At 62.5% G+C, this 24,462-nt stretch carries 19 protein-coding genes and 1 pseudogene; 8 read left to right on the top strand and 12 right to left on the bottom strand.

What is annotated here, in order from left to right; translation table 11 throughout:
- Positions 1–255: 255 nt before the first annotated feature.
- The 5 genes and pseudogenes from M1D40_RS12020 to M1D40_RS12000 form a co-directional block, all read right to left on the bottom strand.
- Positions 256–2,649, bottom strand: a complete 2,394-nt coding sequence (locus M1D40_RS12020; protein WP_461168972.1) for a tetratricopeptide repeat protein — start codon at positions 2,647–2,649, stop codon at positions 256–258.
- Complete coding sequence (locus tag M1D40_RS12015) at positions 2,625–5,345, bottom strand: bifunctional glycosyltransferase/CDP-glycerol:glycerophosphate glycerophosphotransferase (RefSeq protein ID WP_461168971.1); 2,721 nt, start codon at positions 5,343–5,345, stop codon at positions 2,625–2,627. Before M1D40_RS12015 ends, M1D40_RS12020 begins: the two co-directional genes overlap by 25 nt.
- 395 nt (positions 5,346–5,740) lie before the next feature.
- A pseudogene (locus tag M1D40_RS12010) lies at positions 5,741–6,427 on the bottom strand (phosphocholine cytidylyltransferase family protein); the annotation flags it as partial.
- Entirely contained in the window at positions 6,424–7,548 is a 1,125-nt protein-coding gene (gene wecB, locus M1D40_RS12005; RefSeq protein WP_461168970.1) for a non-hydrolyzing UDP-N-acetylglucosamine 2-epimerase, read from the bottom strand. The pseudogene M1D40_RS12010 and the gene wecB, both read right to left, overlap by 4 nt.
- A 178-nt stretch (positions 7,549–7,726) precedes the next feature.
- Complete coding sequence (locus M1D40_RS12000) at positions 7,727–7,981, bottom strand: hypothetical protein (RefSeq protein WP_461168969.1); 255 nt, start codon at positions 7,979–7,981, stop codon at positions 7,727–7,729.
- Positions 7,982–8,167: 186 nt separating this feature from the next.
- Between M1D40_RS12000 and M1D40_RS11995 the strand changes: the two genes are divergently transcribed.
- The 3 genes from M1D40_RS11995 (at position 8,168) to rsmD (ending at position 12,060) form a co-directional block, all read left to right on the top strand.
- Positions 8,168–9,133 carry a DAK2 domain-containing protein gene (locus M1D40_RS11995; RefSeq protein ID WP_461168968.1) on the top strand — a complete coding sequence of 322 codons (966 nt, stop codon included), beginning with the start codon at positions 8,168–8,170 and terminating at the stop codon, positions 9,131–9,133.
- The gene (gene recG, locus M1D40_RS11990) at positions 9,123–11,342 is read left to right on the top strand and encodes an ATP-dependent DNA helicase RecG (protein ID WP_461168967.1); all 2,220 of its coding nucleotides are present in this window, start codon (positions 9,123–9,125) and stop codon (positions 11,340–11,342) included. Before M1D40_RS11995 ends, recG begins: the two co-directional genes overlap by 11 nt.
- Before the next feature lie 106 nt (positions 11,343–11,448).
- Complete coding sequence (gene rsmD, locus M1D40_RS11985) at positions 11,449–12,060, top strand: 16S rRNA (guanine(966)-N(2))-methyltransferase RsmD (RefSeq protein WP_461168966.1); 612 nt, start codon at positions 11,449–11,451, stop codon at positions 12,058–12,060.
- A gap of 38 nt (positions 12,061–12,098) precedes the next feature.
- Here rsmD and M1D40_RS11980 read toward each other — a convergent pair whose 3' ends face one another.
- The gene (locus M1D40_RS11980; RefSeq protein ID WP_461168965.1) at positions 12,099–12,917 is read right to left on the bottom strand and encodes a spermidine synthase; all 819 of its coding nucleotides are present in this window, start codon (positions 12,915–12,917) and stop codon (positions 12,099–12,101) included.
- Complete coding sequence (locus M1D40_RS11975; protein ID WP_461168964.1) at positions 12,917–14,161, bottom strand: aminotransferase class I/II-fold pyridoxal phosphate-dependent enzyme; 1,245 nt, start codon at positions 14,159–14,161, stop codon at positions 12,917–12,919. Before M1D40_RS11975 ends, M1D40_RS11980 begins: the two co-directional genes overlap by 1 nt.
- A 41-nt stretch (positions 14,162–14,202) precedes the next feature.
- Here M1D40_RS11975 and coaD point away from each other — a divergent pair, with 41 nt between their 5' ends.
- Positions 14,203–14,682: a pantetheine-phosphate adenylyltransferase gene (gene coaD, locus M1D40_RS11970; RefSeq protein WP_341394789.1), complete on the top strand. Its 480-nt coding sequence runs from the start codon at positions 14,203–14,205 to the stop codon at positions 14,680–14,682.
- A gap of 24 nt (positions 14,683–14,706) precedes the next feature.
- Here coaD and M1D40_RS11965 read toward each other — a convergent pair whose 3' ends face one another.
- Positions 14,707–15,315 carry a YdcF family protein gene (locus M1D40_RS11965; RefSeq protein ID WP_461168963.1) on the bottom strand — a complete coding sequence of 203 codons (609 nt, stop codon included), beginning with the start codon at positions 15,313–15,315 and terminating at the stop codon, positions 14,707–14,709.
- Positions 15,316–15,548: 233 nt separating this feature from the next.
- Between M1D40_RS11965 and M1D40_RS11960 the strand changes: the two genes are divergently transcribed.
- The 4 genes from M1D40_RS11960 to mutM all read left to right on the top strand — a co-directional run bounded on the left by M1D40_RS11960 (position 15,549) and on the right by mutM (position 18,154).
- Entirely contained in the window at positions 15,549–16,115 is a 567-nt protein-coding gene (locus tag M1D40_RS11960) for a YceD family protein (RefSeq protein WP_341394791.1), read from the top strand.
- A 2-nt stretch (positions 16,116–16,117) separates the two neighbouring features.
- Entirely contained in the window at positions 16,118–16,321 is a 204-nt protein-coding gene (rpmF, locus tag M1D40_RS11955) for a 50S ribosomal protein L32 (protein WP_055240805.1), read from the top strand.
- Between the two features lie 73 nt (positions 16,322–16,394).
- Complete coding sequence (rnc, locus tag M1D40_RS11950; RefSeq protein WP_341394792.1) at positions 16,395–17,099, top strand: ribonuclease III; 705 nt, start codon at positions 16,395–16,397, stop codon at positions 17,097–17,099.
- Positions 17,100–17,104: 5 nt separating this feature from the next.
- Entirely contained in the window at positions 17,105–18,154 is a 1,050-nt protein-coding gene (gene mutM / locus M1D40_RS11945) for a bifunctional DNA-formamidopyrimidine glycosylase/DNA-(apurinic or apyrimidinic site) lyase (RefSeq protein WP_461168962.1), read from the top strand.
- A gap of 402 nt (positions 18,155–18,556) precedes the next feature.
- Here mutM and M1D40_RS11940 read toward each other — a convergent pair whose 3' ends face one another.
- From M1D40_RS11940 to M1D40_RS11925, 4 genes are all read right to left on the bottom strand, one after another.
- Positions 18,557–19,375, bottom strand: coding sequence for a serine hydrolase domain-containing protein (locus M1D40_RS11940; RefSeq protein ID WP_461168961.1), 819 nt, complete (start codon positions 19,373–19,375; stop codon positions 18,557–18,559).
- Between the two features lie 154 nt (positions 19,376–19,529).
- Positions 19,530–20,648: an NAD-dependent epimerase/dehydratase family protein gene (locus M1D40_RS11935; protein WP_461168960.1), complete on the bottom strand. Its 1,119-nt coding sequence runs from the start codon at positions 20,646–20,648 to the stop codon at positions 19,530–19,532.
- On the bottom strand, positions 20,645–23,284 hold the full coding sequence (locus M1D40_RS11930) for an alpha/beta fold hydrolase (protein ID WP_461171060.1): 2,640 nt from the start codon (positions 23,282–23,284) through the stop codon (positions 20,645–20,647). Before M1D40_RS11930 ends, M1D40_RS11935 begins: the two co-directional genes overlap by 4 nt.
- Complete coding sequence (locus M1D40_RS11925; RefSeq protein ID WP_341395083.1) at positions 23,278–24,303, bottom strand: 3-oxoacyl-ACP synthase III; 1,026 nt, start codon at positions 24,301–24,303, stop codon at positions 23,278–23,280. Before M1D40_RS11925 ends, M1D40_RS11930 begins: the two co-directional genes overlap by 7 nt.
- Between the last annotated feature and the right edge of the window lie 159 nt (positions 24,304–24,462).

Genomic DNA, 24,462 nt, shown 5'->3' with positions numbered 1-24,462 from the left:
AGTAAGGGCTAACCGCAAGTGCCAGTTCTAGTACGAGATGCGCCTAACTTATCTTCCCGCTCGACAGCAGTACCGGTAGACAAATCAGCGGTCTATAATCGTTAGTATATGGATGCGGTAATATCCGCATGGTGACAGAGTGAGCCATGACCATAACCACGTGGTGGCACTTGCCCACAGAACGAGAAAGACAACTTATCCGCAATTCGCTGCGTAATCAGCGAAGACTAACGTCCGAGCGTCCCAATAGGCATCCTAGATCATTATGGACTTGTACTCTTCTTCTTGTCGGCGCACGTCTGCTGATGCCTCTGAGAGTTGATATGTTCCGCCTAGAGTGGTTTGCCGACCGAGACGCATTTCAACTGATCCTATGCGCCGGCTCACTTGAAGGGTAAGCGAATTGTTAGGACCAAAAGTTTCGCGATACGCCCTATGCGCAAGTCTGAAAAACTTTTCAGCTTCGAGGTATGTCTCGCTGCGAAAGTTTAATACCCCTATACGGTAACAGGCGTAAGCGAGCTCTTCATTTCTAACGTGGTGTTCCGACAGTAGGGTAGCAATTTCTTTCCACGCCGCTTCGGCGTCCGAGAACTGGCCTAGCATTTCGTAGCTTAAAGAAGCCATACGAAGCAACTTAAGCCTATTATCGAGACCGGAAGCAGTTAGAGCAAAAGTTGCGTTCAGCAGGGCCTCAAAAAGTACCGACGCGCGCTCATGCTTAAAATCAAGATAGAGGTTTTTCGCTTGTCGATAGCGAGGCAATCCTTCGATACTTCCATCGGCCGTTATAGTGGAAAAATGGCGGCGGGAGAGATCAGAAAACAAGCTGGCTGCCTTCCAGTGCTGCGCTGTCGCTTCATAGCAGTCCGCTATATAAAACCTGCACAGCTCGGCTTCATGAGATTTTTGTGGAAGATGTTTGAGAATCGCTTCTAACAGCCTTTGTGCGCTAGCGTAATTACCCTGCTCCGCAAGTAAGCGGGTCAAACCAAAAAACAAGGGCAAAAGTGCTGAGGCAATCGGCGGTGTGATTGCAAGGACCAGCGAGTCGAAATCGAATGACTCCTGCGTCCGACTTGTGAGGGTTCGAAGGAGCCCATAGCGCTGCCAGTCTAGAGGAGACGCTACCGCGTCGAAGGGCTCAAAGATGCGACCGAGTATGTCGGAAGCACTATCGATTTTACTTGATTCGTATAGTCGATGTGCTTTGTTGAGTAGATCCCTCCTGGTCTCCCCCTGCCCTTCTGGGGCAGCGCTCATAGACAACGGTACTGATTTCCGCGAGCACAGGGCCCAAGTACTTGCTACAGATATCAATTGCTCTTCCAGATGAATCGAGAGTATCCGCCCATCGATTCCTGACCTGTAGTCCACCGCATCAATAAGGGTTCCGGCTTCCCTCAATAGTCCGTTATCAACGAGATTCTCGAGTAGATATACGGCGTGTTCCATTACGACAGGGCAAGCCGCCAAGGCAATTTCATCCGTGGATATAAGCAGTTTGCAAATTAGATGGAGACGCTTCTGATCGTAGCTTCCGAAAGATGACACAAGAAGTCCGGCTTTGAAAATCTCAACGACATCGGTGGAAATACGCGATACCTTTCTCGGACCGGCGCCATCGACCTTGAGTAGACCCGCCTGCACATCATCAATGCTGTTTCTTGCAAGGGAGATTCCTATTCTTGCAAGCGACATTCTCGAACAAATGGGTAGAGCCCACGAAGATTCCATACCTACATTTGCAAGCATGGACGCTGTAATAGCAAGATTTCCTCTAGTCAGGTTAATAATGGCCAGACGGGCTCGGAGGCAGAGTGAGGAGTAGCCACGCGGGGCATCTTCAAAGCTTGTACACTTGACCATACGGATAAGAGCTTCTGGCTTCAACAACCCCTCCAGATCCAAATACTCACCAGCCAAGAAGTCCGACCCAGGCGGAACTTCTAGTTCTTCGAATCGATCCACCGGACTTTTTCCTAAAGTTACCCCGTGGATATACTGCGTCTGAATGACCCTAATGCTAACGAGACGTAGATAAGCACCAAAATATGCAGCTATAGGAGAAGGAACCTGGTCGGTGGCCGCTGGACTAAAATCTGGCGCGGAGTTTCGTTCCATTAACATCCATAAGCAGAAATCAATCGCGTGCTGGTGTAGCTCGGGTGCGGTCGAAAGAACGCCGCATTGCTCGTAGTCTTGCACTACGTCCTCGTACCGTTCATCAATCACAGCGCCAAAAATTTGCGCGAGCCGCAAACGTAGTTGCTCGGTTTTGTCCAATGAACATGCTTGTTCGGGTCTTATCTCGCCGATGCAGTGAAGGGATGATTCAACTCGCAGGCCTAGGGCAAGGCTTGCTTCTAACCGGCGTAAGGTCAAAGACTCGTTCGGGCCCGACTGCAAATGACCTCTTTTATCGGTCAGAAACTCGTTTACCTGCTCATGAGCCATTTCAAATTGCGCTGTGCTCATAAGCTGGTCAATATACTTGAGGCCGTCAGGACTGGTTAGCTGCTTATGGAAGGCTGATTTATGCATTTTCTCGGTACTATTACCCATATCTATATCCTGTTGTCTTCGTCGTCGCCAGCTTTCAATTTTTTCGAAACCTTGGGCCGCTAAATATTCATCTGCGTGTCCCATGTGCGACCGAGATTCTCGATTTCAGCGACGACGCGGGCTGAGCACTTTCCATCCCAATGCGGAAAACTTGCTTCCACTCGTTCAGCATATATTTTTGCCCTATCAAGCCCAGAATCGCACAAAACAGAGATCTCCCTTAGGAGTGCGTTGGGAGATGACACAACGGGTCCGAAGCCATCTGTTTTGTAGTCGAAGTAGCCTTTTCGATATACATGCCCTCCCCTGAATATCTCATCCCCATCAAAATGGAAGTAAATTACATTCGCACCAGCATACGCGGCATCAAATGTTATGGATGAAAAATCGGAGACTATGAGCGTAGTACTAACGAGCTCCTCTTGAACGCTAATTTCGTCGTAAGTAACTACGTCTATGTGTTCAGGAAGATCTAGAAGTGGAAGAATAGACGAAATGTTTGGGTGACCAAGGAAGCGTACACTAAGACCAAATCGTGCCGATAGTTCCGCAAGCTTTGGGGAACGAAGTATTGAAAGCCAATTCGATCCGTATTCTGATTCTTCGAATGCTTCGAGCGCCGCCTGTGGTTTCTGGTCTTTTAACGCATCGGTGAGATATTGACGCCATGTAGGCGCGATCAGGATATTTCGGCGTTCATCGGATGAACTTCTATCGGCCAAGTGTCGTAGCCGGTCGTGTCGCGGGAACCCAGTGAGCTTAATTTCGTCACTTGTCCATTTATAGCTATTTTCAGTGCCTGCTATCGAATCGTATTCGCCTCTGGTTGCTGTAATCATTAGTGACAGCTGCTTAGGATTTATCCAACGCGAGAGGTCATCCTTAGTTACGCCATGCTGAAGAAATACAATCTTCGCCTCATCTTTTCCATATCTTGTTGTATCAATAGGGTATTGGACGTCCCGATCGGCGTGAGACGATATTTTATATGCTGCATTAAGAACGAGCTTCACTGATTCATCGGAACCATATGCGACCAGTTTGAAACCATCGTCTGCTAGCCGGCCCCAATCCTTACTGTCTGGGTGTAGTAAGAACCAAGCGTTAATATCGGGTCGCTCATCCCGTAGATAGCGGTATAGGTGTTCGCCGTTGTCGTCAGCACGGTCAATTCGGTCCATAATTACCCATGCACCGAAGTACTTGGAACTCTCGGCACTTCGGGCCGTTTTTACCAGTACTTCGTCATGGTTTCGAGTTTGAGCGTGTCGGCGTTTGGACATTGTGCGGCTTACCACCCGCATGGTCATTCGCCTGGCTGCTGCAGGTCGCGATAAATCGGCCATCAAGCTCTGGATGGACAGTTGGTCGCTAACCGTCTCAATTTTGCGCCACCAATTAGGGCTATTATTTGTGAAAGGTAATGCTGAAGACATTATTTTATCTGAAGGTTGGAGAACGAGCCAGAGTGGAGTGGCAGGTGCCTCTCTGTTTCTTTTAGGCAGGCCTGTTTTACCTGTTATGCGCGCCCTCGCCCGGTCAAGGTACACCACGATATCGCCAAGAGGAAGTGTGAATACGCGTTCTTTCACGAGCACGCGTCCGAAGAGGCTGTGCTCAACAGTCTTAGACGACAGTGGTGTGGATGACTCACCATTGATAACAATCTCCTCTTCGGGCAAATCGCCGGTGTACATGTAGCTCATCTTCGTGACTTGTCGCAGAGGATCGTTCTTCCAACGGATTACCACGGGTACCGTAGGAAGTGCGGCCTTGTAATGCCCCAAGAGCATGTTGGTAAGAGCCCACCCCATGCTAATCGCGGTAAATTCTTGGATAGTTTTTTCGTCGATGAGTGACATAACTCGATCCAAACTGGCATGGATTGACTGCCGCTGCTGGACCGTCATCGCGCCCGTTCCACCGTGCATGGATTTGTCTGAAATGTACGCCCATGTCAGATCATACAGCACCATAGTTTGTGCCCATCGAGGAACGTTTCCCAATCGCTTCTGGGATTCCCTAAGTAGACCATAATATCCAAGCATCGGAACTTCATAGTATGAACGAGTGTCTCCCCAAGCACCCTGTACGAGGGACGAACCATTTCGCCTTTGTTTGCGGTAAAGATATTTTGCGGATGGAATAATACCGATTATGGGTGTCTCGACGTGCGCCAGGTAGCGGCCGATAAAATTCGCATCCTCAAACTTGGGGCGAATTCTTTCATCAAATTCTAGGGAATACTCATTGATAACTTCTCGGCGTAGGAAGGCAGTACCTCCAGAGAGGTGCACGTACTCAGGATTAGCATTGAGATCGATAAGTCGCTCTCCTTGCCGGAATTTCCAATTCAGTGGATGGGTATGCGTCATTCGAATGTCGCCGTCACTGAATTCTACTAGGCGCGTTGTGAGCATTTGGGCGCGCGAGTTGACATCGCGCGAGAGGAAGGAGGCAACGGATGCAAAGTAGTTCGGGTCGAGGATATCGTCAGGATCACACATGGTAATCCAGTCGTTTCGACTCGCTTTCAAACCAACGTTTCTTGCAGAACCTGGTCCGCCATTTGATTTGGAAAAGGTCCGAATTACTTGGGGAAACTTTCTTTCCCAACGCTGTGCAATCGCCAGCGAACTGTCAGTTGACCCGTCGTCCACAATGATGATATCTAGGTTCGCGATGGGATAGTTTTGTCTTTGTATTGATCGCATAAACGCGTCAAGGTACTCTGCAGCGTTGTACAGCGCTACCACAATAGAAAATTGGCGAGACGCCACTTCAACTCCTACATACGGCTTGACGACTGATTACAGTCTGGTCACTTTGGTGGATCATCTGGCGGGACTAAAGTACTGATAGGATATATTTGTGGCTCACAGTCTCCTGATACATTCTCATGCAAAAGTATACGCGAGCATTTGGGGTAGTTTGAATCGTCGTGTGTTCGGCTAAGGTGCACCTGACCCTTATTTTATTGCACTGCAGGAAACCTCTCAATGTGATTATTCTCCCCGGGGTTTCGAAGATGATTTACATGAGACTGGGCGTCTGGCCGCGGTATACGTGGATCGTCATCAATTTTAAGACGCCGAAAAGCTGGTGCCAAAGCACTAAATCGTTCCTGCTGTTGACTTTCAACAGAAGAGATGGGATTAGCAGCCAGGGACATATCGTTGGCTCTGATCAAGTCTTCGGGGAAATCAATCTCAATCGCAAGATAAACGCTTGTATCCACCGGAATGTAGATGGCCTTGTCGCGTCTTATCGTCTTTTCGATTGCACGTTCAAAGTAGTCTTGTTCCTTAACTTGATGCAGACGTCTGATCAACATCTGTTTTTCGTGTTTTGAAACGTAATTGATCCCAATTGCTTCGCCTTGGGCTTCTGCGATAGGGATTTTTTTTGAGAGTTGGCAGACGTACCCATTATCATCGACGGTGTACTTCACTTCCTCGTCCGATACGGCTGCACCATTAACTGAGACGACGGATTGATTTCTGGCCATGTACGGTTTTATAAGGTCTAATAACCGAGGATCGAACACCACGTCTCCGTTGAGCCAAAGCACGCCACCTTTTGTCGTGTTTCTAAGCGCCTTTAGTAGGCTCTTCGATGTGTTTGTCTGATCAAAGGTCTCGTTATACACGAAGGACACATCAGGAATATGTTCCATTATCAAATCATGCTTGTACCCCACGACAATTGTTAGGCGCAGCTTTTTCCCGAAGGCTGCCTTGAGGTTTTCCACCTGTTGCTCGAGAATTGACCGTCCGTCTGCCAAGCGAGTGAGTGGTTTGGGATGGGGGCGAGCCAGTCTGGTACCAAGTCCTGCAGCTAGGATGACGACCTGAACTGTCATGAGTCGTGTCCATGAACAGACGCTATTGGAATTCCTGCGTGTGGTGCTCTTCCAGTAACGGCCAACAGATTCTCAAGCGCAGCTACACTCTGCACCGCAGCCGTCCCGTCCCCGTATGGATTCATCGCTTCGGCCATCGAGTTGAAGTGCTCCCGGTCGTGCAGCAGGTGGTCCACCTCGGACACGATCCGGTCCTCGTCTGTGCCGATCAGTTTCACCACGCCGGCATCGACGGCTTCCGGGCGTTCGGTATTCTCGCGCATGACGAGGACGGGCACGCCAAGACTGGGCGCCTCTTCCTGGACTCCGCCGGAGTCGGTCAGGATGATGTGGGCCAGGGACAGGAGGCGGGTGAACTCGCCGTACTCCAGCGGTTCGGTGATCAGCACATTCGCCAGACCCTCCAGATAGGGGAGCACTGCCTCCCGGACCAGCGGATTGGCATGAATCGGCAGCACAATGTTCAGGTCCGGCTCGGAGGCGGCAATGCGAGCCAGGGCCCGGCCGATTCCCTGCATTCCCTCGCCCTGGTTTTCCCTGCGGTGCGTTGTGACGAGGAGTACTTTCCGTCCGGAAGCTGCGAGGTCCTCCAAAACCGGGTCCACAAAGGGAATGTTCTTTTCCACCGTTGCCAGCAAGGCGTCAATGACCGTATTTCCGGTCACCACAATGGTTTCCGGTTTGATGTTCTCGGCCAGCAAGTTCTGACGGCTGCTTTCAGTCGGGGCCAGATGCAGCGAAGCAATCTGCGATGTGATCTTGCGGTTGCCCTCCTCTGGGAAGGGAGAGGACGGGTCGCCGCTGCGCAGGCCGGCCTCGAGGTGCACCACAGGGATCCCATGGTAGAAAGCTGCCATCGCGGCAGCGGTGGAGGTGGTGGTGTCGCCCTGGACAATCACTGCGTCCGGCCGGTTCACATTGAAGAGCTTTTCGAGACCGTCGATGGTGCGGGCAAGAATGCCGTTCAGGGACTGCCCCGGCTCAAAAATATTGAGGTCATGATCCGGTTCAATCCCGAAGAGATTGTTCACCTGGTCCAGCATGGATCGGTGCTGCCCGGTGACTGTGACGAAGCAGTCCAGAACGTCGGATTCCTTCAGTGCAGCCACAATCGGCGCCATCTTTATGGCCTCGGGACGCGTCCCGTATATGGGCATGATAACCGGCAAGATGCAACCCCCAACAGGCGAACAATGTGCAATGTAATCCCGCTAGCATAGCTGACTACTTGTTTCTGGGAGTTTCGGCCTGTGGCGGGGATTCTTTGACGCGGATTGCAGTGATGGGGAGCTGCGCGGATTATCCGTAAACGAGGAGCAGGACAGCGAGGGTGGGAACGGCAAGGATGACGAGCGATATTACGGTGACCGCTGCGGCCCTCTGCCTGCGGTGACGCGCGGACCGAACCGGCCGGGATGCCGGCGCCGGAGCAGCCGGGCGGCTGGCCGAAGGGGTGCCGGTTGGGGGAGTCGCGGGGGAGGTGGATTCGTCCGTCATGCGTGCGGTGCTCATGTGTCTCGCAGCGGCAATGTCCGGGTACTGCTTGTGCGCCATAGACTCAACCTTCCCACATTTGTGCAAATCGTTATCGGCGCAGCCAAGGTCACTGCGGTAGGCTTCCTACTGTCCAAACGGGCACGGAGGCGATGGCGCCTACTGCCTGAATGTCAGCGACAGCACGGAAACGGGATCACTTTGCAGACCAAAATCACCGCGAATGCACAGGCGCTGAAGCGATGGTTGAGCAACGCGGAAGTGTCTCTGGGCAACCACAGTGACCGGCTCAACGCGATCAACATCTTCCCGGTGGCCGACGGCGACACCGGCACCAACCTCTACCTCACCCTCCGTTCCGCCTCCCGAGCTATCGCCGACGCCGAGACCACGGACATCGGCGAACTGCTCGGAATCGCCGGCCGGGCCGCCATGGAGGACGCCAAGGGCAACTCCGGCACCCTGCTTTCGGTCTTCCTGACCGCCATGGCCGAACCGCTGCAGGGCAGCACCCGGCTCTCGGCACCCCTGCTGGCCACAGCCCTGAACCGGGCACAGCTGCGCTCCTGGTCCGTCCTCAGCGACCCGGTTCCCGGAACCATGCTCTCGGTGCTGGAGGAAGCAGCTCGCGCCGCCATGGACGAGCAGGCCGCCCAGACCGGCGATGATTCCAACGCGGGCCTGGCCACCACCCTGCGGGCGGTCATGAACGCCGCCCTGGCCGCCGTCGTACACACCGAACTGCAGCTGGACGCCCTCACCCAGGCCAAGGTGGTCGACGCCGGCGGGGTGGGCTTCCTACTCGTGCTGGATGCCCTGCGCGCGGCCGCACTGGGCGAGGAACTGCAGGAGGAACTCCTGGACGGGCTGCACGGCTACGACGTGCAGGCACCGCACATCCACAGCAACATGCCGCGGATGGAAGGGGTGGAGGTCATGTGCACCATCAACCTCAGCCCGCTGGATGCCGCCACCCTGCGCCTGCAGCTGGACGAGCTGGGGGACTCGGTCATCATGAGCGCCGTCAACGCGGTGGGGGACGGCTACCGCTGGCGCGTGCACGTCCACACGCCCGACGCCGGTTCCGCCATTGACCTGCTCCGCACCGTGGGCGAGCCCATGAACCTGACGATTACCGAGCTGTCCGCGGACGGCCACGAAACGAATGAAATTGCCGAGGGCAGCGAGATCCACGAGGCCCATGAAGTCTAACGTTCCCCCGGAACTCGATTTCCCGCTCGACCGGCGCATCGGCAAGCCGTCCGCCGCGAAGCTCGACAAGCAGCTGGGCCTGAAAACCGTGGGCGACCTGCTGCACCATTTCCCGCGGCGTTACATGGAGCGCGGCGAGCTGACTCCCATCGCGGACATCCCGTACGACGAGGACGTCACGCTGATTGCCCGGGTGCAGACCGCCAACTCCCGGCGGATGCAGACCCGCAAGGGCATGCTGCTGGAAGTCACCGTCACCGACGACGATTCCGGCGCCCTGGGCCTGCTGCACCTGACCTTCTTCAACGGCTGGAAAGCGCAGCAGGAACTCACCGTCGGCACCCGCGCCATGTTCTCCGGCAAGGTGAGCGTCTACCGGAACAACCTGACGCTGACCAACCCCAACTACGTGGTGCTCACCGAGGACGCCGACGACGAGGAAGAGGCCAGGCGGCCCATCCCCATCTACCCGGCCACCACCAAGCTCAACAGCTGGGACATCAAGAAGGCCGTCGACGCGCTGCTGGACACCATGCAGGCCGAAGAACTGCACGACCCCATTCCCGAGCCCATCCGGAAACGCGAAAACTTGCTGGGCCTGACCGAGGCGTACGAGAAAATCCACCGTCCGGCTGAAGTGGGGGAGGCCTACAAAGCCCGGCACCGGTTCCGCTACCAGGAAGCGCTGGTGCTGCAGACCGCTTTGGCCCGGCGGCGCAGCGCTGCGGCGCAGGAGGACGCCACCGCCCGTCCGCCCCGCACCGGGGGCTTGCTGGACCGCTTCGATGCCTCCCTGCCGTTCACGCTGACCAACGGCCAGTTCGACGTCGGGCGGGAACTGAGCGAGGACCTGGTCCGCCCGCATCCGATGAACCGGCTGCTGCAGGGTGAGGTGGGCTCGGGCAAAACCCTGGTGGCCCTGCGCGCCATGCTGCAGGTGATCGACGCCGGCGGGCAGGCCGCGCTGCTGGCCCCCACCGAGGTCCTCGCCGCCCAGCACTACGAATCCATCACCAGGACGCTGGGCCCGCTGGGCCAGGGCGGCCGGCTGGGCAGCGACGACGACGCCACGCAGGTGACGCTGCTGACCGGCTCCATGAACACCGCCCAGCGCCGCGCCGCCCTGCTGGACGCCGCGAGCGGCAGCGCGGGCATCGTCATCGGCACGCACGCCCTGCTCTCCGATCACGTGCAGTTTGCCGATCTGGGACTCGTCGTCGTCGACGAGCAGCACCGCTTCGGCGTCGAACAGCGTGACGTCCTGCGCACCAAGGGCCGCAGCACCCCGCACCTGCTGGTCATGACCGCCACCCCCATTCCACGGACCGTGGCGATGACCGTGTTCGGGGATCTGAATGTCTCCACGCTCTCCGAGCTGCCCGCCGGCCGCGCCCCCATTTCCACCTTCATGGCGCCGCTGTCGGAAAAGCCGGCCTGGAACCGCCGCATCTGGGAACGGGCCCGGGAAGAGATCGATGCCGGCCGGCAGGTGTACGTGGTCTGCCCCAAGATCGGGGACAAGGAGGAGGAACCGGGTTTTGACATGGCCTTCTTCGATGCCGGTCCGGGCCCGGGAAGCAAAGCGGACAAGCTGAACCTGGCGTCCGTTCTCGAAATGCACCAGCAGCTCTCCGAGGTCCCCGCGCTCGCCGGCGTGCGCATCGGCGTCCTGCACGGGCGGCTGGACCCGGCGGACAAGACCGAAACCATGGCCGCCTTCAACCGCGGCGAAATTGAGCTGCTCATCTCCACCACCGTCATCGAAGTGGGGGTGGACGTGCACAACGCAACGCTGATGATCATCGAGGACGCCGACCGCTTCGGCATGTCCCAGCTGCACCAGCTGCGCGGCCGCGTGGGCCGCGGCGGCCTGCCCGGCACCTGCCTGCTGGTAACCCGGCTGGAACCCGGACATCCCAGCCGGGAGCGGCTGGAGGCCGTGGCCTCGACCACCGACGGTTTCGAACTTTCCCGCCGGGACCTGGAGCTGCGGCGCGAAGGCGACATCCTCGGCGCCTCGCAGTCCGGCGGCCGCTCCACGCTGAAGCTGCTGCGGGCCATCCAGGATGAACCGCTGATCGAGAAGGCCCGCGCCGATGCCACCGCCCTGGTGGAGGAGAACCCGGACCTGACGCAGTACCCGGCCCTGAACGAGGCGATCGAGGACTACCTGAACCCGGAGAAGGAAGCTTTCCTGGACCGCGGCTGACTTTGTGCCTTGCGGGGCGGCTGGCTCTGCGGCCGACCCTGTGTCCGATCCCGTGGCCCGGGCAGCCGGACACAGCGAACAGTTAAAGCCCGATAAAGTAAAACCCATGAGCCGCATCATTGCCGGAACCGCCGGCGGAACCTCCCTGACCAGCGTTCCCGGAACGGGAACCCGCCCCACCACGGACCGGGTCAAGGAAGCATTGTTTTCCCGGCTCGAGTCCTACGACATCCTCTCCGGCGCCCGCGTACTGGACCTCTTTGCCGGGTCCGGCGCCCTCGGCGTCGAAAGCGCCAGCCGCGGCGCCGTCTCCGTGGACCTGGTGGAACTGGCCGACAAGGCCGCCGGCGCCTGCAAGCAGAACGCCAAGGTGATCAACGATGCCGCCGGCCGCAGCATCGTCAACGTGCACCGCGCCAAGGCCGACACCTACCTGCTGCGCGTCCCCGCCGACGTCACCTGGGATCTGGTGTTCCTGGATCCGCCCTACGACCTGGACGAGGAAGACCTCTCCGCCGTGCTCCGGGCGCTGCCCCGCCACCTGGCCGAGGGCGCCGTCGTCGTGCTGGAACGCTCCACCCGCTCACCGGAACCGGTCTGGCCCGGGGGCATGGAACGCTTCAGCGAACGCAAGTACGGGGAAACCACGCTCTGGTTCGCCGAACCGGCGCAGACCCAGGACGAGACCGACGACGACGCGGCGGCTGCCGGCTCCTAACCCGCTCAGCAGAGTACGCCGCTCAGCCGGCCAGCCGTTCAGCCGGCCGAGGCGAACACGTCCAGCCGCTCGCCGGTCAGGACCTCCGCCGGGTGCGGGCCGGCGGCCAGCAGCTGCGCGGTCCACTCCTCGGGCCATGGGAAGGCCGTGGCGGCCAGGACAATGTTGCCCGGAAAGCGGCCGGTGAACATCGATTTCTCGGCCAGCGCCGCGAAGCCGGCCTCCGGGATTCCCTGCAGGCCCTCCTGGAGGGCGCGGACCTGCCGCCGGCAGAAGGCCAGCCCCGGATCGTCGCCCACATTCACCAGCAGAACCCCGGAGGGGGAGAGCAGGGCAGCGGCCTCGGCATAGAACTCCGGCGTGGTCAGGTGTTCGGGGGCGTCTGCTCCGGCAAAGACATCGAGCACGATGGCGTCGAAGGTGCCGGGTTCATAGCGCGAGAGCGCATCCCGCGCGTCTCCGATGACCGTCTCCAGCACGGTGCCCTCGGGCAGCGGCAGGTGCGCCAGGACAAAGTCCAGCAGTTCACGCTCCAGCTCCACCGCGTGCTGCTCCGAGCCCGGGCGGGTGGCCTGCAGGTACCGGGTGAGGGTCAGCGCCCCGGCGCCCAGGTGCAGGGCCCGCAGCGGCTGCCCCGCCGGCGCCGCCAGGTCCAGGACGTTGCCGATTCGCCGCAGGTACTCGTAGAAAATCTCCTCGGGATGGGCCAGGTTCACGTGCGACTGCTCCGCGCCGCCGATGCTCAGCACCCAGGCCCCGGGACTGAACCCGTCTTCGGTGATGGTGGCGTGGGCGCCGATGCCGCGCAGCAGCCGTGACGGGGTGCGCCCGTCGTTCTTTGGCGTTTTGGCCGCCATCAGAGCACCTGTCCCAGCTTGGCGATGCGCTCGGCCGCTTCCTGCAGCACGTCGGTTTTTTTGCAGAACGCAAAACGCAGCAGCGTCCGGGTGCGCCTGGCACCCTCCTCATGGCAGAACACCGCCACCGGGATGGCGCCCACACCCACCAGCTCGGGCAGCCGGCGGGCCAGGGCGGTGGCGTCGGTAATGCCCAGGGGTGCGACGTCGGCGTTGACGAAGTAGGTTCCCTGCGGCTCGAAGACGGTCAGGCCGGCCGCACGCAGTCCCTCGCTCAGCACGTCGCGCTTGGCCTGCAGTGTCTTGGCGGCGCCGGTAAAGAATGCGTCCTCCATCCCGAGACCCAGGGCAATGGCGCCCTGGAACGGAGTGCCGGAGCTGTAGCTGAGGAAAGACTTCACGGCGCGCACAGCTGCCACCAGCTCCGCCGGTCCGGACAGCCAGCCAATCTTCCAGCCCGTGAAGGAGAACGTTTTGCCGGCGGAGGAAATGGTCAGGGTGCGCTCCGCGGCGCCGGGCAGCGTGGCCACGGGAACATGCCGGGGCCCGAAGGTGAGGTGTTCATACACTTCGTCGGTCACGATGAGCGCGTTGTACTTGGCGGCCAGCTCGACAATCCGCTGCAGTGTTTCAGCGGGGAACACCGCTCCGGTGGGGTTGTGCGGGTTGTTTACCAGCACCACCCGGGTGCGCTCCGAGAAAGAGTCTTCCAGAGTGGCCAGATCCGGCTGGAAGTCCGGTGCCAGCAGCGGCGCCGTGGTGTGGGTGGCTCCGCTGAGGCCGATGATCGCCCCGTAGGAGTCATAAAACGGTTCGAAGGTCAGGACTTCGTCGCCCGGTCCGGTCAGGGCCAGCAGGGTGGCGGCAATGGCCTCGGTGGCGCCGGTGCTGATGATGATCTGGGTGTCCGGATCCAGGGACAGCCCGTAGAAGCGTTCCTGGTGGGCGGCGACGGCGTTGCGCAGCACCGGCAGTCCCTGTCCGGGCGCGTACTGGTTTCTGCCATCGAGGATGGCGGCGCGTGCTGCCTCCATCACTTCAGCCGGACCGTCCTCATCGGGGAATCCCTGGCCCAGGTTGATGGCGTTGTGCCGGCCGGACAGGACGGTGATTTCCTCGAAGATGGTCACCCCCAGCGCTCCGTCTGCGCCGAGAAGGTTGGCGCCGGCGGCGGTGCGCTGCCAGGGCGGGGTTCCTCCGGCGGAGTCGGAGCGTAACAGCGATGCGGAATGGGGAGAGCTCATGCCTTCCAGTATTACCCGCTTTGACCGGGTAGATTCGACCTATGCGACGCGCTGTATGCCCCGGATCCTATGACCCCATCCACAACGGACACGTAGAGGTGATAGCCCGCGCGGCCAGCCTGTTCGATGAAGTGATTGTGGCGGTCTCCACCAACTACGCCAAGAAATACCGGTTTTCCGGCCCGGAACGGCTCGCGATGGCACGGGAAACCCTGGGCGCCCTGCGCGGGGTCTCGGTTGTTCCCATGGGCGACGGTCTGCTGGCCGACTTCTGCCGCGAGCACGGCGTGGACGCCATTGTGAAGGGGCTGCGCTCGGTCCAGGATTACCAGTACGAACTGCCCATGGCCGTCATGAACCGTCACCTGACCGGCGTCGAAACCGTGTTCCTGCCGGCCGAGAGCCGCTACACCCACCTGTCCTCAACGCTGATCAAGGAAGTCTCGGCGCTCGGCGGCGATGTCAAGGAGCTGGTGCCGCTGGCCGCGTTCCGGCGGCTGCAGCAGGACCAGGGCGCCTAAGCCGCGCTAAAGGAGCCTGAGCCGCTAGATCCGGCTCGCGCAGGCAGGCCGCAGCACCGACGCCGCCAGCCCGCCGGTCTCCTCGACAAACCGCCCCAGCCACTGGCCGGGGGAGAGGTCGGGGTCGGAGGGCACCATGGTGAGTGTCGCCGTCGAGCACTGGCTGATGTTGGTTTCAGCGCGCAGCAGGTGATAGCGGGACGTCACCACAATCAGGTTGTCCCAGCCGTTGTCCGCGGCCAGCCGGGCGACGGCGCGGGCCTCGCCGCGGGTGGTCAGCGGCTCCGGCAAGAAGCAGGTGACCGCGGGGCTGGAAATGTAGTCGCAGTACATGTCGGTGATCCTGTTGCCGGGGGTGTCCGTGGTGGAGAGCACCAGATCGCCGGCGTAGCCCTGGTAGGACAGGTCCCGGCCCACCGGCAGGCGTTCCGAGGCCGCACCGGCAAGGACCACAACGGCGTCGGCCCCGGCAGGTTCATGCACCTGCGGATAGTAGAAGAGCAGGACAGCCGCAAACAGCCAGATCAGCAGGGCGGAGACGACGGTGGCGACGGCGATATCGACACTGCGCGGTACTCCGCGCTGAAGCCGGACCACCAGGCGGTGCGGCAGGGCGCGGAGGGAGGGAAGCATCCCGACAGTTTATGCGAGCGGGGTCCTTTTGCGAGCCGGGAGGGCTGCGATGTAAACCGGCGGCGCTATGGGCTGTAAACTGGAATGAGCAGCCCGTGCCCTGCCTCGATCTGAGGCGAGGTGCGGCGCAGTTTGAGAGAATCGGCCGTATCAGGCTAAGATGATATGTCGGTCTATGTTCTACAGGAGTTCTCATTAGCGTTCAGTCGCGGATTAATCCGGGTTCGTCGCCCTTGGCCATTAGTGTCAAGGATCTCGGGCGCAGCCCGGGGGTTATGCGGACTATGCACGAACATGTTCCGGCACCGAAGGACTTCGGTGTTGCGCTTATCGGCGTGCCGGAAGGTGCAGATCTTGATCTGGACCTGAGGTTCGAGGCCGTGCACGAGGGGATTTTAGTATCCGGAACCGTCATCGCTCCTGTTCAGGGAGAATGCGGACGGTGCCTGAAGCCCATCGCGTACGACGAAGAAGTCGATGTGCAGGAACTCTTCTACTACGAGGACGCTGAGTCTTTCGGAACAGAAGAGGAAGAAGAGCAACACCGGATCGAGCGAGATGTCATCGATCTTGAGCCGGTTTTGCGGGACGCAGTGGTAACCACCCTGCCGTTCCAGCCGGTGTGCCGGGAGGACTGCGAAGGCCTTTGCTCCGAATGCGGAGCGCGCCTTGAGGAGGATCCGGGTCACCACCACCAAACAGTGGATCCTCGCTGGGCAGCCCTCTCCGGGCTGGCTGGCAGCGCCGCAGACAATTCTGCGGCAACAAGTACAGAGTCAGACGAGAGAGAAGAGAGTTAGTCGTGGCTGTTCCCAAGCGGAAAATGTCCCGCTCGAATACGCGTGCACGCCGGTCCCAGTGGAAGGCAACTGCCCCCAACCTGGTGAAAACCGTTGAGAACGGCCGCGTTACCTACAGCCTGCCTCACCAGGCCAAGGTCGTGACCGACTCAGCTGGTACCGCGCTGTTCCTTGAATACAAGGGCCGCAAGGTAGCGGACGTCTAAGACCAGTGTTCCTTCCCTGCACGGCAGTGTCGGACGGGGAAATGAATACTGCTTTTCGGGTCAATACCAAAAAGTGAAGAATACTGAAGAGCTTCTGAAGCGTCTCGGTGTCGATATCGACGCCGGGACGCTTCGTCTTGCCCTCACGCACCGCTCCTACGCTTACGAGCAGGGCGGCATCCCCACGAACGAACGCCTGGAGTTCCTGGGGGACTCCATCCTGGGGTTTTCCGTAACCGACGCGCTGTACCGGGACAACCCGGACCTGTCCGAGGGTGAGCTGGCCAAGCGCCGCTCCGCCGTCGTCAGCACCCGCGCGCTGGCCGGAGTCGCCCGGGAACTCGAACTGGGCCAGTACATTCTGCTAGGCCAGGGCGAGAAACTCACCAAGGGCCGGGACAAGTCCTCCATCCTGGCGGACACCACCGAAGCCCTGATCGGCGCCGTCTACCTGTGCCACGGGATCGAAACCGCCCGCGCCATGGTGATGCGGCTGATAGGTCCGCTGCTGCGCAACGCCGACGCCCTGGGCGCCGGCACCGACTGGAAAACCAGCATCCAGGAGATCGCGGCGAGCCGAAAGCTCGGCGACATCGAATACAAGGTCACCGGCTCCGGCCCCGACCATTCCCGCAGCTTTGTCGCCGTGCTCCACATCGGCGACAAGCCCTATGGAAGCGGCACCGGACACTCCAAGAAGGAAGCGGAGCAGGAAGCTGCGGCCGCGACCTGGAAGATGGTGTGCCCCGCGGGCAGCTCCGCGGCTTCCGGAGCCTAGCTCCCGTGCCCGAACTGCCTGAAGTGGAAGTGGTCCGCCGCGGACTGGCCTCATGGGTCCGCGGCCGGACCATTACCGGCGTCGAAATCCTTGATCCCCGCTCCGTGCGGCGCCATGCCGCCGGCCCCGAGGACCTGCGCGGCAACCTCGAGGGAGCCGTAGTCACCGACGTGGCCCGCCGCGGCAAATTCCTGTGGATGCCGCTGGTTGAGGCCGAACCGGCTGCGCAGTCGGGGGCTTCCGCTGATTCCTCCGCTTCCGCCGTCTCCTCTGTCACGGAGTCCGCTGCGCCGTCCCTTCCGTCGGCCGACGACGGCGTCCCCCGGCTGGCGCTGATGGCCCACTTGGGCATGAGCGGGCAGCTGCTGATGGAAGACCCGCACCTGCCTGACGAAAAACACCTCAAGGTCCGGCTCACCCTCAGCCCCGCGGTGTCCGCTGACGGAACGCCGATGCCGGCCGAGCTGCGGTTTGTGGATCAGCGTATTTTCGGCGGCGTGTTCCTCACCGACCTTCAGCCCACTCCCGACGGCGCTCCCGGCGGCCTGTCCGAGACCGGGCTGCCGCTGATTCCCGAGGAAGCCGCGCACATTGCGCGCGACCCGCTGGATCCGGCGTTCTCCTTTGAAGACTTCTACGTCCGGCTGCGCAAACGCAAAACCGGCATCAAGCGCGCACTGCTGGACCAGGGGCTGATCTCCGGCGTGGGAAACATCTACGCCGACGAAGCCCTCTGGGCCGCGAAACTGCATTTCGCCCGGCCGACCGACACAATGCGCCGGGCCGACGCCCTTCGCTTGGTGGAGTCCGCCCGCGACGTCATGACCCGAGCCCTGGCCGCCGGCGGCACCAGCTTCGATTCCCTGTACGTCAACGTCAACGGCGCCTCCGGATACTTTTCCCGGTCGCTGAACGCCTACGGCCGCGAGGGTGAACCGTGTCCGCGGTGTGCCGCCGTCGGGCTCTCCACCCTGATCAGGCGGGATTCCTTCATGAACCGCTCCTCGTACAGCTGTCCGGTGTGCCAGCCGAAGCCGCGCAACGGCCGCTGGTAGAGAGGACCTGCTCCGAAGTTCCTGTTCGGGCTTCGGGGCGTGGGGTCAGACTCTTGGTTCGGGCCATGAGGTTCGGGCTAGGGGCGCAGGAACGGCCTTCGCGGGCACCGGTAGTCCTCTCGCGGGCACCGGTAGTACAGATAACGGGCTTTTACCAGTCGGATAAGCCCGTTATGTGTACTACGGACTCTCCGCCGAACGGTTTCGGGTCACATCGATCTCGGCCGGGGCACTGGTTCCCACTCTTTGAGCGCTTCCGGGATCCCTGTGGTCACAGGAGCAACAGCAGTCCCAAACCGTGGGAACCAGTGCGCGGGCAGGGTCACCCTGGCTCGTCCAACCGTCCAACCGTCCAACCGCCCGACCGAGCGGCCTAACCGTGCACGGCCCGACCAACGAGCGTCAGGCGCGGCCGAGCTCCGCGAGAATACCGTCGGTGAACGGAGGCCAGACCTCGGCAGCCCAGGGCCCAAAATCGCGGTCCGTCAGAGCCACAGCCGCGGCACCGGCCTCCGGATCCACCCAGAGGAACGTACCGGACTGGCCGAAGTGGCCGAAGGTCCGCGGCGAGCTGTTGGCACCGGTCCAGTGCGGAGACTTGGAATTGCGGATCTCAAAGCCCAGGCCCCAGTCGTTCTCCTTCTGCCGGCCGAAACCGGGAAGGACACCGGACAGGCCGGGGAAGACGACGGCGGTTGCCTCGGCCAGGCGTCCCGGCGCGGTGAGTACGGGCTGCTGCAGCTCGGCGGCAAACCGGCTGAGGTCGGCCACCGTGGAGACGGCGCCGGCGGCGGGGGAGCCTTCCAGCGCGGTGGAGTTCATGCCGAGGGGAGCGAGAACACCGTCGCGCATGTAGTCGGCCATGGAAATGCCGGTGGCCTCCTCCAGAGTTTCCCCGAGCACCTCGAATCCGGCGTTGGAGTACAGGCGCCGGGTCCCCGGCTCGTAGCGGACGGTGCGTTCGCCGAAGTCATAGCCTGCACTGTGCGCCAGCAGGTGCCGCACCGTGGAACCCTCGGGCCCGGCGGGCTGGTCCAGCTCCAGTGCTCCTTCATCCAGCGCCACCAGCATGCTGTAGGCGGTCAGGAGCTTGGTCACCGAAGCCAGCGGATACCGCCGCCCGAGATCCCCGGCAGTGCCGGCCACGCTGCCGTCCGCCAGTACGACGGCGGCCGAGGCATTCTCGACCGGCCAGTTTTCAATACCCTTGACGCTGTCCATGAAGTTCCTCTGCTGTGATTCGAAGGGGGACGAAGTGGTGGGGGACCGCGGATGCGGGGCGCACGGCCTGGACACGAGCCCGTGGACCCCGAGGCTGCCCCGGACCGGCACCGATGCCCCGCACCGGCACCGATGCCCGGCAAACCCGCGGGGTCTAGGCCGCAGTGCCGCCGTAATGGGCTGCGAGCCGCCGCATGCCATCCTCCACGGTAACCGCCGGCGTCCAGTCCAGCACTTCACGGGTGCGGCGCTGGTCAAACCAGTGCGAGGTGGACAGCTGTTCGGCCAGGAACCGGGTCATCGGCGGCTCGTCGTGCACCAGTCCGCGGGTTCCGGCAGCCAGCCAGGCCCGCTCAATCACCGATCCGGCCCCGCGGGCCGCCCAGCCCGGAACACTCCACGCAGGAGCGGAAACTCCGGCCGCGGCGCAGATCCCGGCGATCAGCTCACCGACCGGACGGGGCTGCCCGTTGGTCACCACCAGTGCCTGCCCGTGGGCGGAGTCCATCCGCTCCAGCCCGCGGACAATGGCGGCGGCGGCGTTGCTGATGTACGTGGTGTCGATCAGGGCGGTGCCGCCGTCCAGCAGCGGCAGCCGTCCGGCACGGGCGCGCTCGATGACACGCTCCACCAGCTGCGTGTCGCCGGGTCCCCACACGATGTGCGGGCGGATGGCGCCCACCCGGAAGCCGGGGGAGTCCTCGGCCAGGGCGAGCAGCTCTGCGGCTGCCTTGGACCGGGCGTAGAAACCGCGGGCCCGGTCCGGATCGGCGGTGCCGGCGTCGGCTCCGGCGATCGGCTCGCCGAAGTGCGCCACCGACGGTGAGGACACAAAGACGAAGTCCCGGACACCGGCTGCCTTCGCCGCGTCAATCAGGGTCCGCGTTCCGGTGATGTTGGTGTCCACGAAGTCCTGCCACTGGCCGGTGAAGGACACCTTCGCCGCCAGGTGCACGACGGCGTCCATCCCCTCGACCGCGCGGGCGACGGCCGCCGGGTCGGAGACGGAGCCGGCGATGGACTCAAACGCCGAACCGACGTCGGGCTTTCCGGCGGACGGCCGGTCGGAGAACGACGGCGGCATGGGGGTGCGCTGCAGAGTGCGCACCTTGTGGCCTTTATCGGCCAGCAGCTGTGCAACGGCCCCACCGAGCAGCCCGCTGGCACCGGTCACCAGGACCCGGCGCGGCGCCTCAACCGCACTCAGCCCCGGGATTCCAACAGAACTCAACTCCGGCACTTCGGTAACCCCGGATCCGTCTGCCGCGCTCATTTACGTCCGCCCGTTCCGGGAACCCGCGCCCGTCCGCCGGCCAGGACCTGCTCGGCCCAGCCAGCCAGGGCAGTGCGGTCAATCTTGGAATTGTGCCGGATATCGGTGGGCATAGCGGGCAGAACCAGCACGGCGGCCAGGTCCAGCCCGGCTCCGGCAGCGACGGCCGTCCGAACAGCGGCGGTCAGCTCCGGCGCTGCGGTGCCGGCCCGGCGAACCGGTTCCTGAAGTTCCAGTACGGCCACCGGAACCTGGGTTCCGGCCGGGCCGACGCCCACAAGGGCGGCGCGCCCGACGCCGGCCACGGACTCCGCGGCCTGCTCGCCCGCCACGGGGGTGACCACGCCGTCGGGAGTGGTGAGGATGTGCCCGAGCCGGCCTTCGACCCAGAGCCTGCCCTCTTCGTCCAGATGCCCCACATCGCCCGTGCGGTGCCAGCCCGGCAGCGACCAGCTCTTGGCTTCGGTGATCCAGAGCCGGTCGTACCGGTCCTTGACGTGCGGCGCGGAGACCAGGATTTCCCCGGTCACGCCCGGGGCGTCCAGCGCGGTGTCACCGACGCTGCCGTTCGGAGCCAGCTCGGCGATCGCCACCAGGGCTCCGGAAACAGGTGTGCCGACGCAAACGCCGTTGCCGGCTCCCGCAGCGCGGATCCCGTCCAGGCTGATGTCGGTGATCGGCAGGGCCTCGGTCATCCCGTAGGGCGTGTGCAGCTCGGCGTTCGGCGCCAGGGCTGACACCCGGGCCAGCAGCGGCTCCGGAATCGGCGCGCCGGCCGACAGCAGCAGCTCCACCCGGGCCAGGGCCTTGCGCTGGTCCGGACCCAGCTCCGCGGAGGTGGCCAGGACGTTGACCAGGGCCGCCGGAGAGGCGAACACGGTGGTGGCGCCGACGGCGGCAGCCGCATCCGCCAGTGCCGCCGCGGTCAGGGTGCGGGGCGAGGTGACGTCCATGTCCGGAGTGACGGAGGTGGCGCCCAGCGCCGGTCCGAGCAGCGCAAACGGCGCGAAGCCGGCCACCAGCGACGTCCCGGCCTGCAGGTTGTAGGTGTTTTTGAGCGCATCGCGCATGGCGGTGAGCTGCCGGTGCGTGTAGACCACGCCCTTGGCCGGGCCGGTGGACCCGGAGGTGAACAGCACGGCGGCGTCGGCGTCGGGCTGCTCCGGCAGCCACGGAACGTCGGCGTCTTCTCCGGCGGCAATCAGCTCGGGCACCGAGTGCTTCACGCCCAGCAGCCGTGCCTTGAGCGGCGGCAGCGTCTGCGCGCTGATCCGAACCCCGGGCCAGCCGAACATCCGTGCGCCGGTCAGTGCCCGTTCAATGCCGATGATGTACTGCGGGCCGGCGCCCTTGATGGCGCGGCTCAGGCCCTTGGTGCCCAGCCCGGCGTCGGCAACGACGATCACGGCGCCCAGCCGCAGGCAGGCGTAAATCAGCGAGGTGAGTTCAATGCCCGGCGGCACGAGCAGGTTCACGCGGTCCCCGGGACGGACCCCGGCTGCGGACAGCCCGGCGGCAAGCCGGTTGACGCGGTGCGCCAGCTCGGTCCAGGACAGGGAGGCCGGGCCGCTGCCCGCGGGTGCGCCCAGCGGGGCCATGTCGACGACGGCGAGGGAGCTGTCGCCGTCGCGCTCGTCAAGCTCAGCCAGCATCGGCCGGAAGACGGAGAGGCCTGCGGCAGCGCGGCCGCGCAGCTCGGCATTCTCGGTGCCCGGGCCGCGGCGCAGCCAGTCGAAGACCGGCGCGGTGATGTCCACGTCTTCGGGCAGCAGGTGGCTGGCGCCTTCAAAGCGGTGCACGTCGGCGTGCGGCAGGCGGTCCATCAGGTCCCGCAGGTAGCGGTCCGAGAACACCGGATCCTTCGGTCCCCACAGCATCAGCGCTGGAACGTCCAGCCGGCGGATGCCCTCGGCCACCCGGGTCAGGGTGCGCCAGCTCGGGTGGGTGGACTCGGCCGGGATGTCGGCAACAAAGTTGGCGACGCCGTCGCGGCGGGCGGCGCTGCGGTAGGGGGCGGAGAACGCGGCACGGACATCCCCGGCCAGCGCGGGCTGCGCGAGGGAGTGGGTGACGCGGATGAAGGCGTCGGTGGCCCGGGTGCCCCAGCCGTGGACGGCCGGGTGCAGGGCCAGCCGCAGCGCCGGCGGAACATCGAAGCCGGCCGGGTGCACCGCGGTGTTGGTGAGGACGACGCCGGCGAGCTGGCTGCGGTGCCGCAGCGCCCAGCCCAGCGAAATGATTCCTCCCCAGTCATGCCCGACGGTGACTACCTTGCCGGTCAGGCCCAGCTCCTGCGTGAGGTCGCCGAGGTCGGTGATGCGGTCCTCGAGCCGGCGGAAGGCGCCGGTGCGGGCCGAGAAGCCCATGTCCAGCTGGTCCACGGCGATAACCCGCCACGGCTGCTCGGCAGCGGAGCCCGCGGCCAGCAGCGTGCGCCAGAGGTAGGACCAGGTGGGGTTGCCGTGCACGCAAAGCAGCGTGCCGGCCGGCTCGACGCCGCGGGCCTCAAGGTCGGCGGCGTTGTCGAGGAGGTGCCACTTGTGAACGGTTCCGGGACGGTCAACTGCCGCCGTCGAGGGCACCTGGACCAGGGAAGACCAGGATTCCGGGACGCCGGGCCACAGCTCGGTCACCAGGCAATCTCCATCATCATGGTGTTCAGCCCGGAGCCCACGCCCATGCACAGGACACGGTCGCCGGGGTTCAGGGTGCGGGATTCCTGGGCCAGGGTCATCGGCAGCGACGCCGGGCCCACGTTGCCCCAGCGCGGGAAGGTGATCGGCACGCGGTCCCGGACCAGGTCCACGGCCTTGATGATCGCATTGGTGTAGGAATTGGACACCTGGTGGGTGACGTAGCGGTCCATGGAGCGCCAGTTCCAGCCCTTTTCGTGCGCCTCGTCCCAGGCATTGACGACCAGTTCCAGGCCGCCGTCGAGCAGTCCCTTGGTGTCGGTGTACATGCCGTCGACGCCGCCCACGCACAGCTCGTGGTGCTCCGTGCCAGCCCGGGACACGCCGCCCATGATGCGGTGGGAACCGGGGTTCTCGTCGGCGCGGCCGATGACAGCTGCTGCGGCGCCGGAGCCCAGGGTCAGCGTGGCGAACTCGCGCAGGTAGTCCTCGCGGGTGGAATCGGGGCTGTTCAGGCGCGCAAAGGTGGCCTCCTGCGTGCCCTGCGCATCTTCGCCGGCAACGATCAGGGCGTACTTGATCTGCCCGGATTCGATCATGTTCGCGGCCAGGGTCATGCCGTTGACGAACCCGAGGCAGGCGTTGGCCAGGTCGAAGTTCAGGGCCGAAGACGGCAGACCCAGGGCGTTGTGGATCTTGACGGCGACGGACGGCTCAAGGTTGCGTCGCGTCACCGAGGTGTTGATCAGCAGGCCAATCTCGGAGGGTTCGACACCCGCTTCGGCAATCGCCTTCGCGCCGGCCTCGATGGCGGCGTCGTCGAAGTCCGTGCCCGGAGACCACCAGCGCCGCTCGCTCACCCCCGCCACGCGCTCCAGAAGCCGCTTGGAGAGCCTGAGCCGTTTGAGGGACGGCGCCAGCCGTTCATCGAATTCAGCTGAGGTCATAACTACCGGTGCTTCAACGCTGGTGACGCTGAGAAGGGCCGTGTTCTTATGCTGGAAGTTGAAGTTCCCGGTCAAAATGCCTGCCTTGTCTCCTGCTGAAGTGATCGCGCTGGCGGGCTGGGGGGAGCCTGCATCCACGTTCTGATTCACTTGTTCCTTAGAGAATCCTACGTTCCCTGTGGGGCCCAAGGGACGCGCGGGCCGCGATTACGCTCTGCGAGTACTGCAGTTAAG

The sequence above is a fragment of the Arthrobacter sp. Z1-15 genome, assembly GCF_054792395.1.
The sequence above is the reverse complement of the archived record's forward strand: the minus strand, read 5'-3'. Positions and strand labels throughout refer to the sequence as shown.

Excerpts from the sequence above, each read along its gene's own strand:
- rsmD (WP_461168966.1), top strand. The coding sequence starts at position 11,449 with ATGAGCCGCATCATTGCCGGAACCGCCGGCGGAACCTCCCTGACCAGC.
- M1D40_RS12000 (WP_461168969.1), bottom strand. The coding sequence starts at position 7,981 with ATGGCGCACAAGCAGTACCCGGACATTGCCGCTGCGAGACACATGAGC.
- coaD (WP_341394789.1), top strand. The coding sequence starts at position 14,203 with ATGCGACGCGCTGTATGCCCCGGATCCTATGACCCCATCCACAACGGA.
- wecB (WP_461168970.1), bottom strand. The coding sequence starts at position 7,548 with ATGGCGCCGATTGTGGCTGCACTGAAGGAATCCGACGTTCTGGACTGC.
- recG (WP_461168967.1), top strand. The coding sequence starts at position 9,123 with ATGAAGTCTAACGTTCCCCCGGAACTCGATTTCCCGCTCGACCGGCGC.
- M1D40_RS11965 (WP_461168963.1), bottom strand. The coding sequence starts at position 15,315 with ATGCTTCCCTCCCTCCGCGCCCTGCCGCACCGCCTGGTGGTCCGGCTT.
- M1D40_RS11935 (WP_461168960.1), bottom strand. The coding sequence starts at position 20,648 with ATGAGCGCGGCAGACGGATCCGGGGTTACCGAAGTGCCGGAGTTGAGT.
- M1D40_RS11980 (WP_461168965.1), bottom strand. The coding sequence starts at position 12,917 with ATGGCGGCCAAAACGCCAAAGAACGACGGGCGCACCCCGTCACGGCTG.
- M1D40_RS11940 (WP_461168961.1), bottom strand. The coding sequence starts at position 19,375 with ATGGACAGCGTCAAGGGTATTGAAAACTGGCCGGTCGAGAATGCCTCG.
- M1D40_RS12020 (WP_461168972.1), bottom strand. The coding sequence starts at position 2,649 with ATGGGACACGCAGATGAATATTTAGCGGCCCAAGGTTTCGAAAAAATT.
- M1D40_RS11975 (WP_461168964.1), bottom strand. The coding sequence starts at position 14,161 with ATGAGCTCTCCCCATTCCGCATCGCTGTTACGCTCCGACTCCGCCGGA.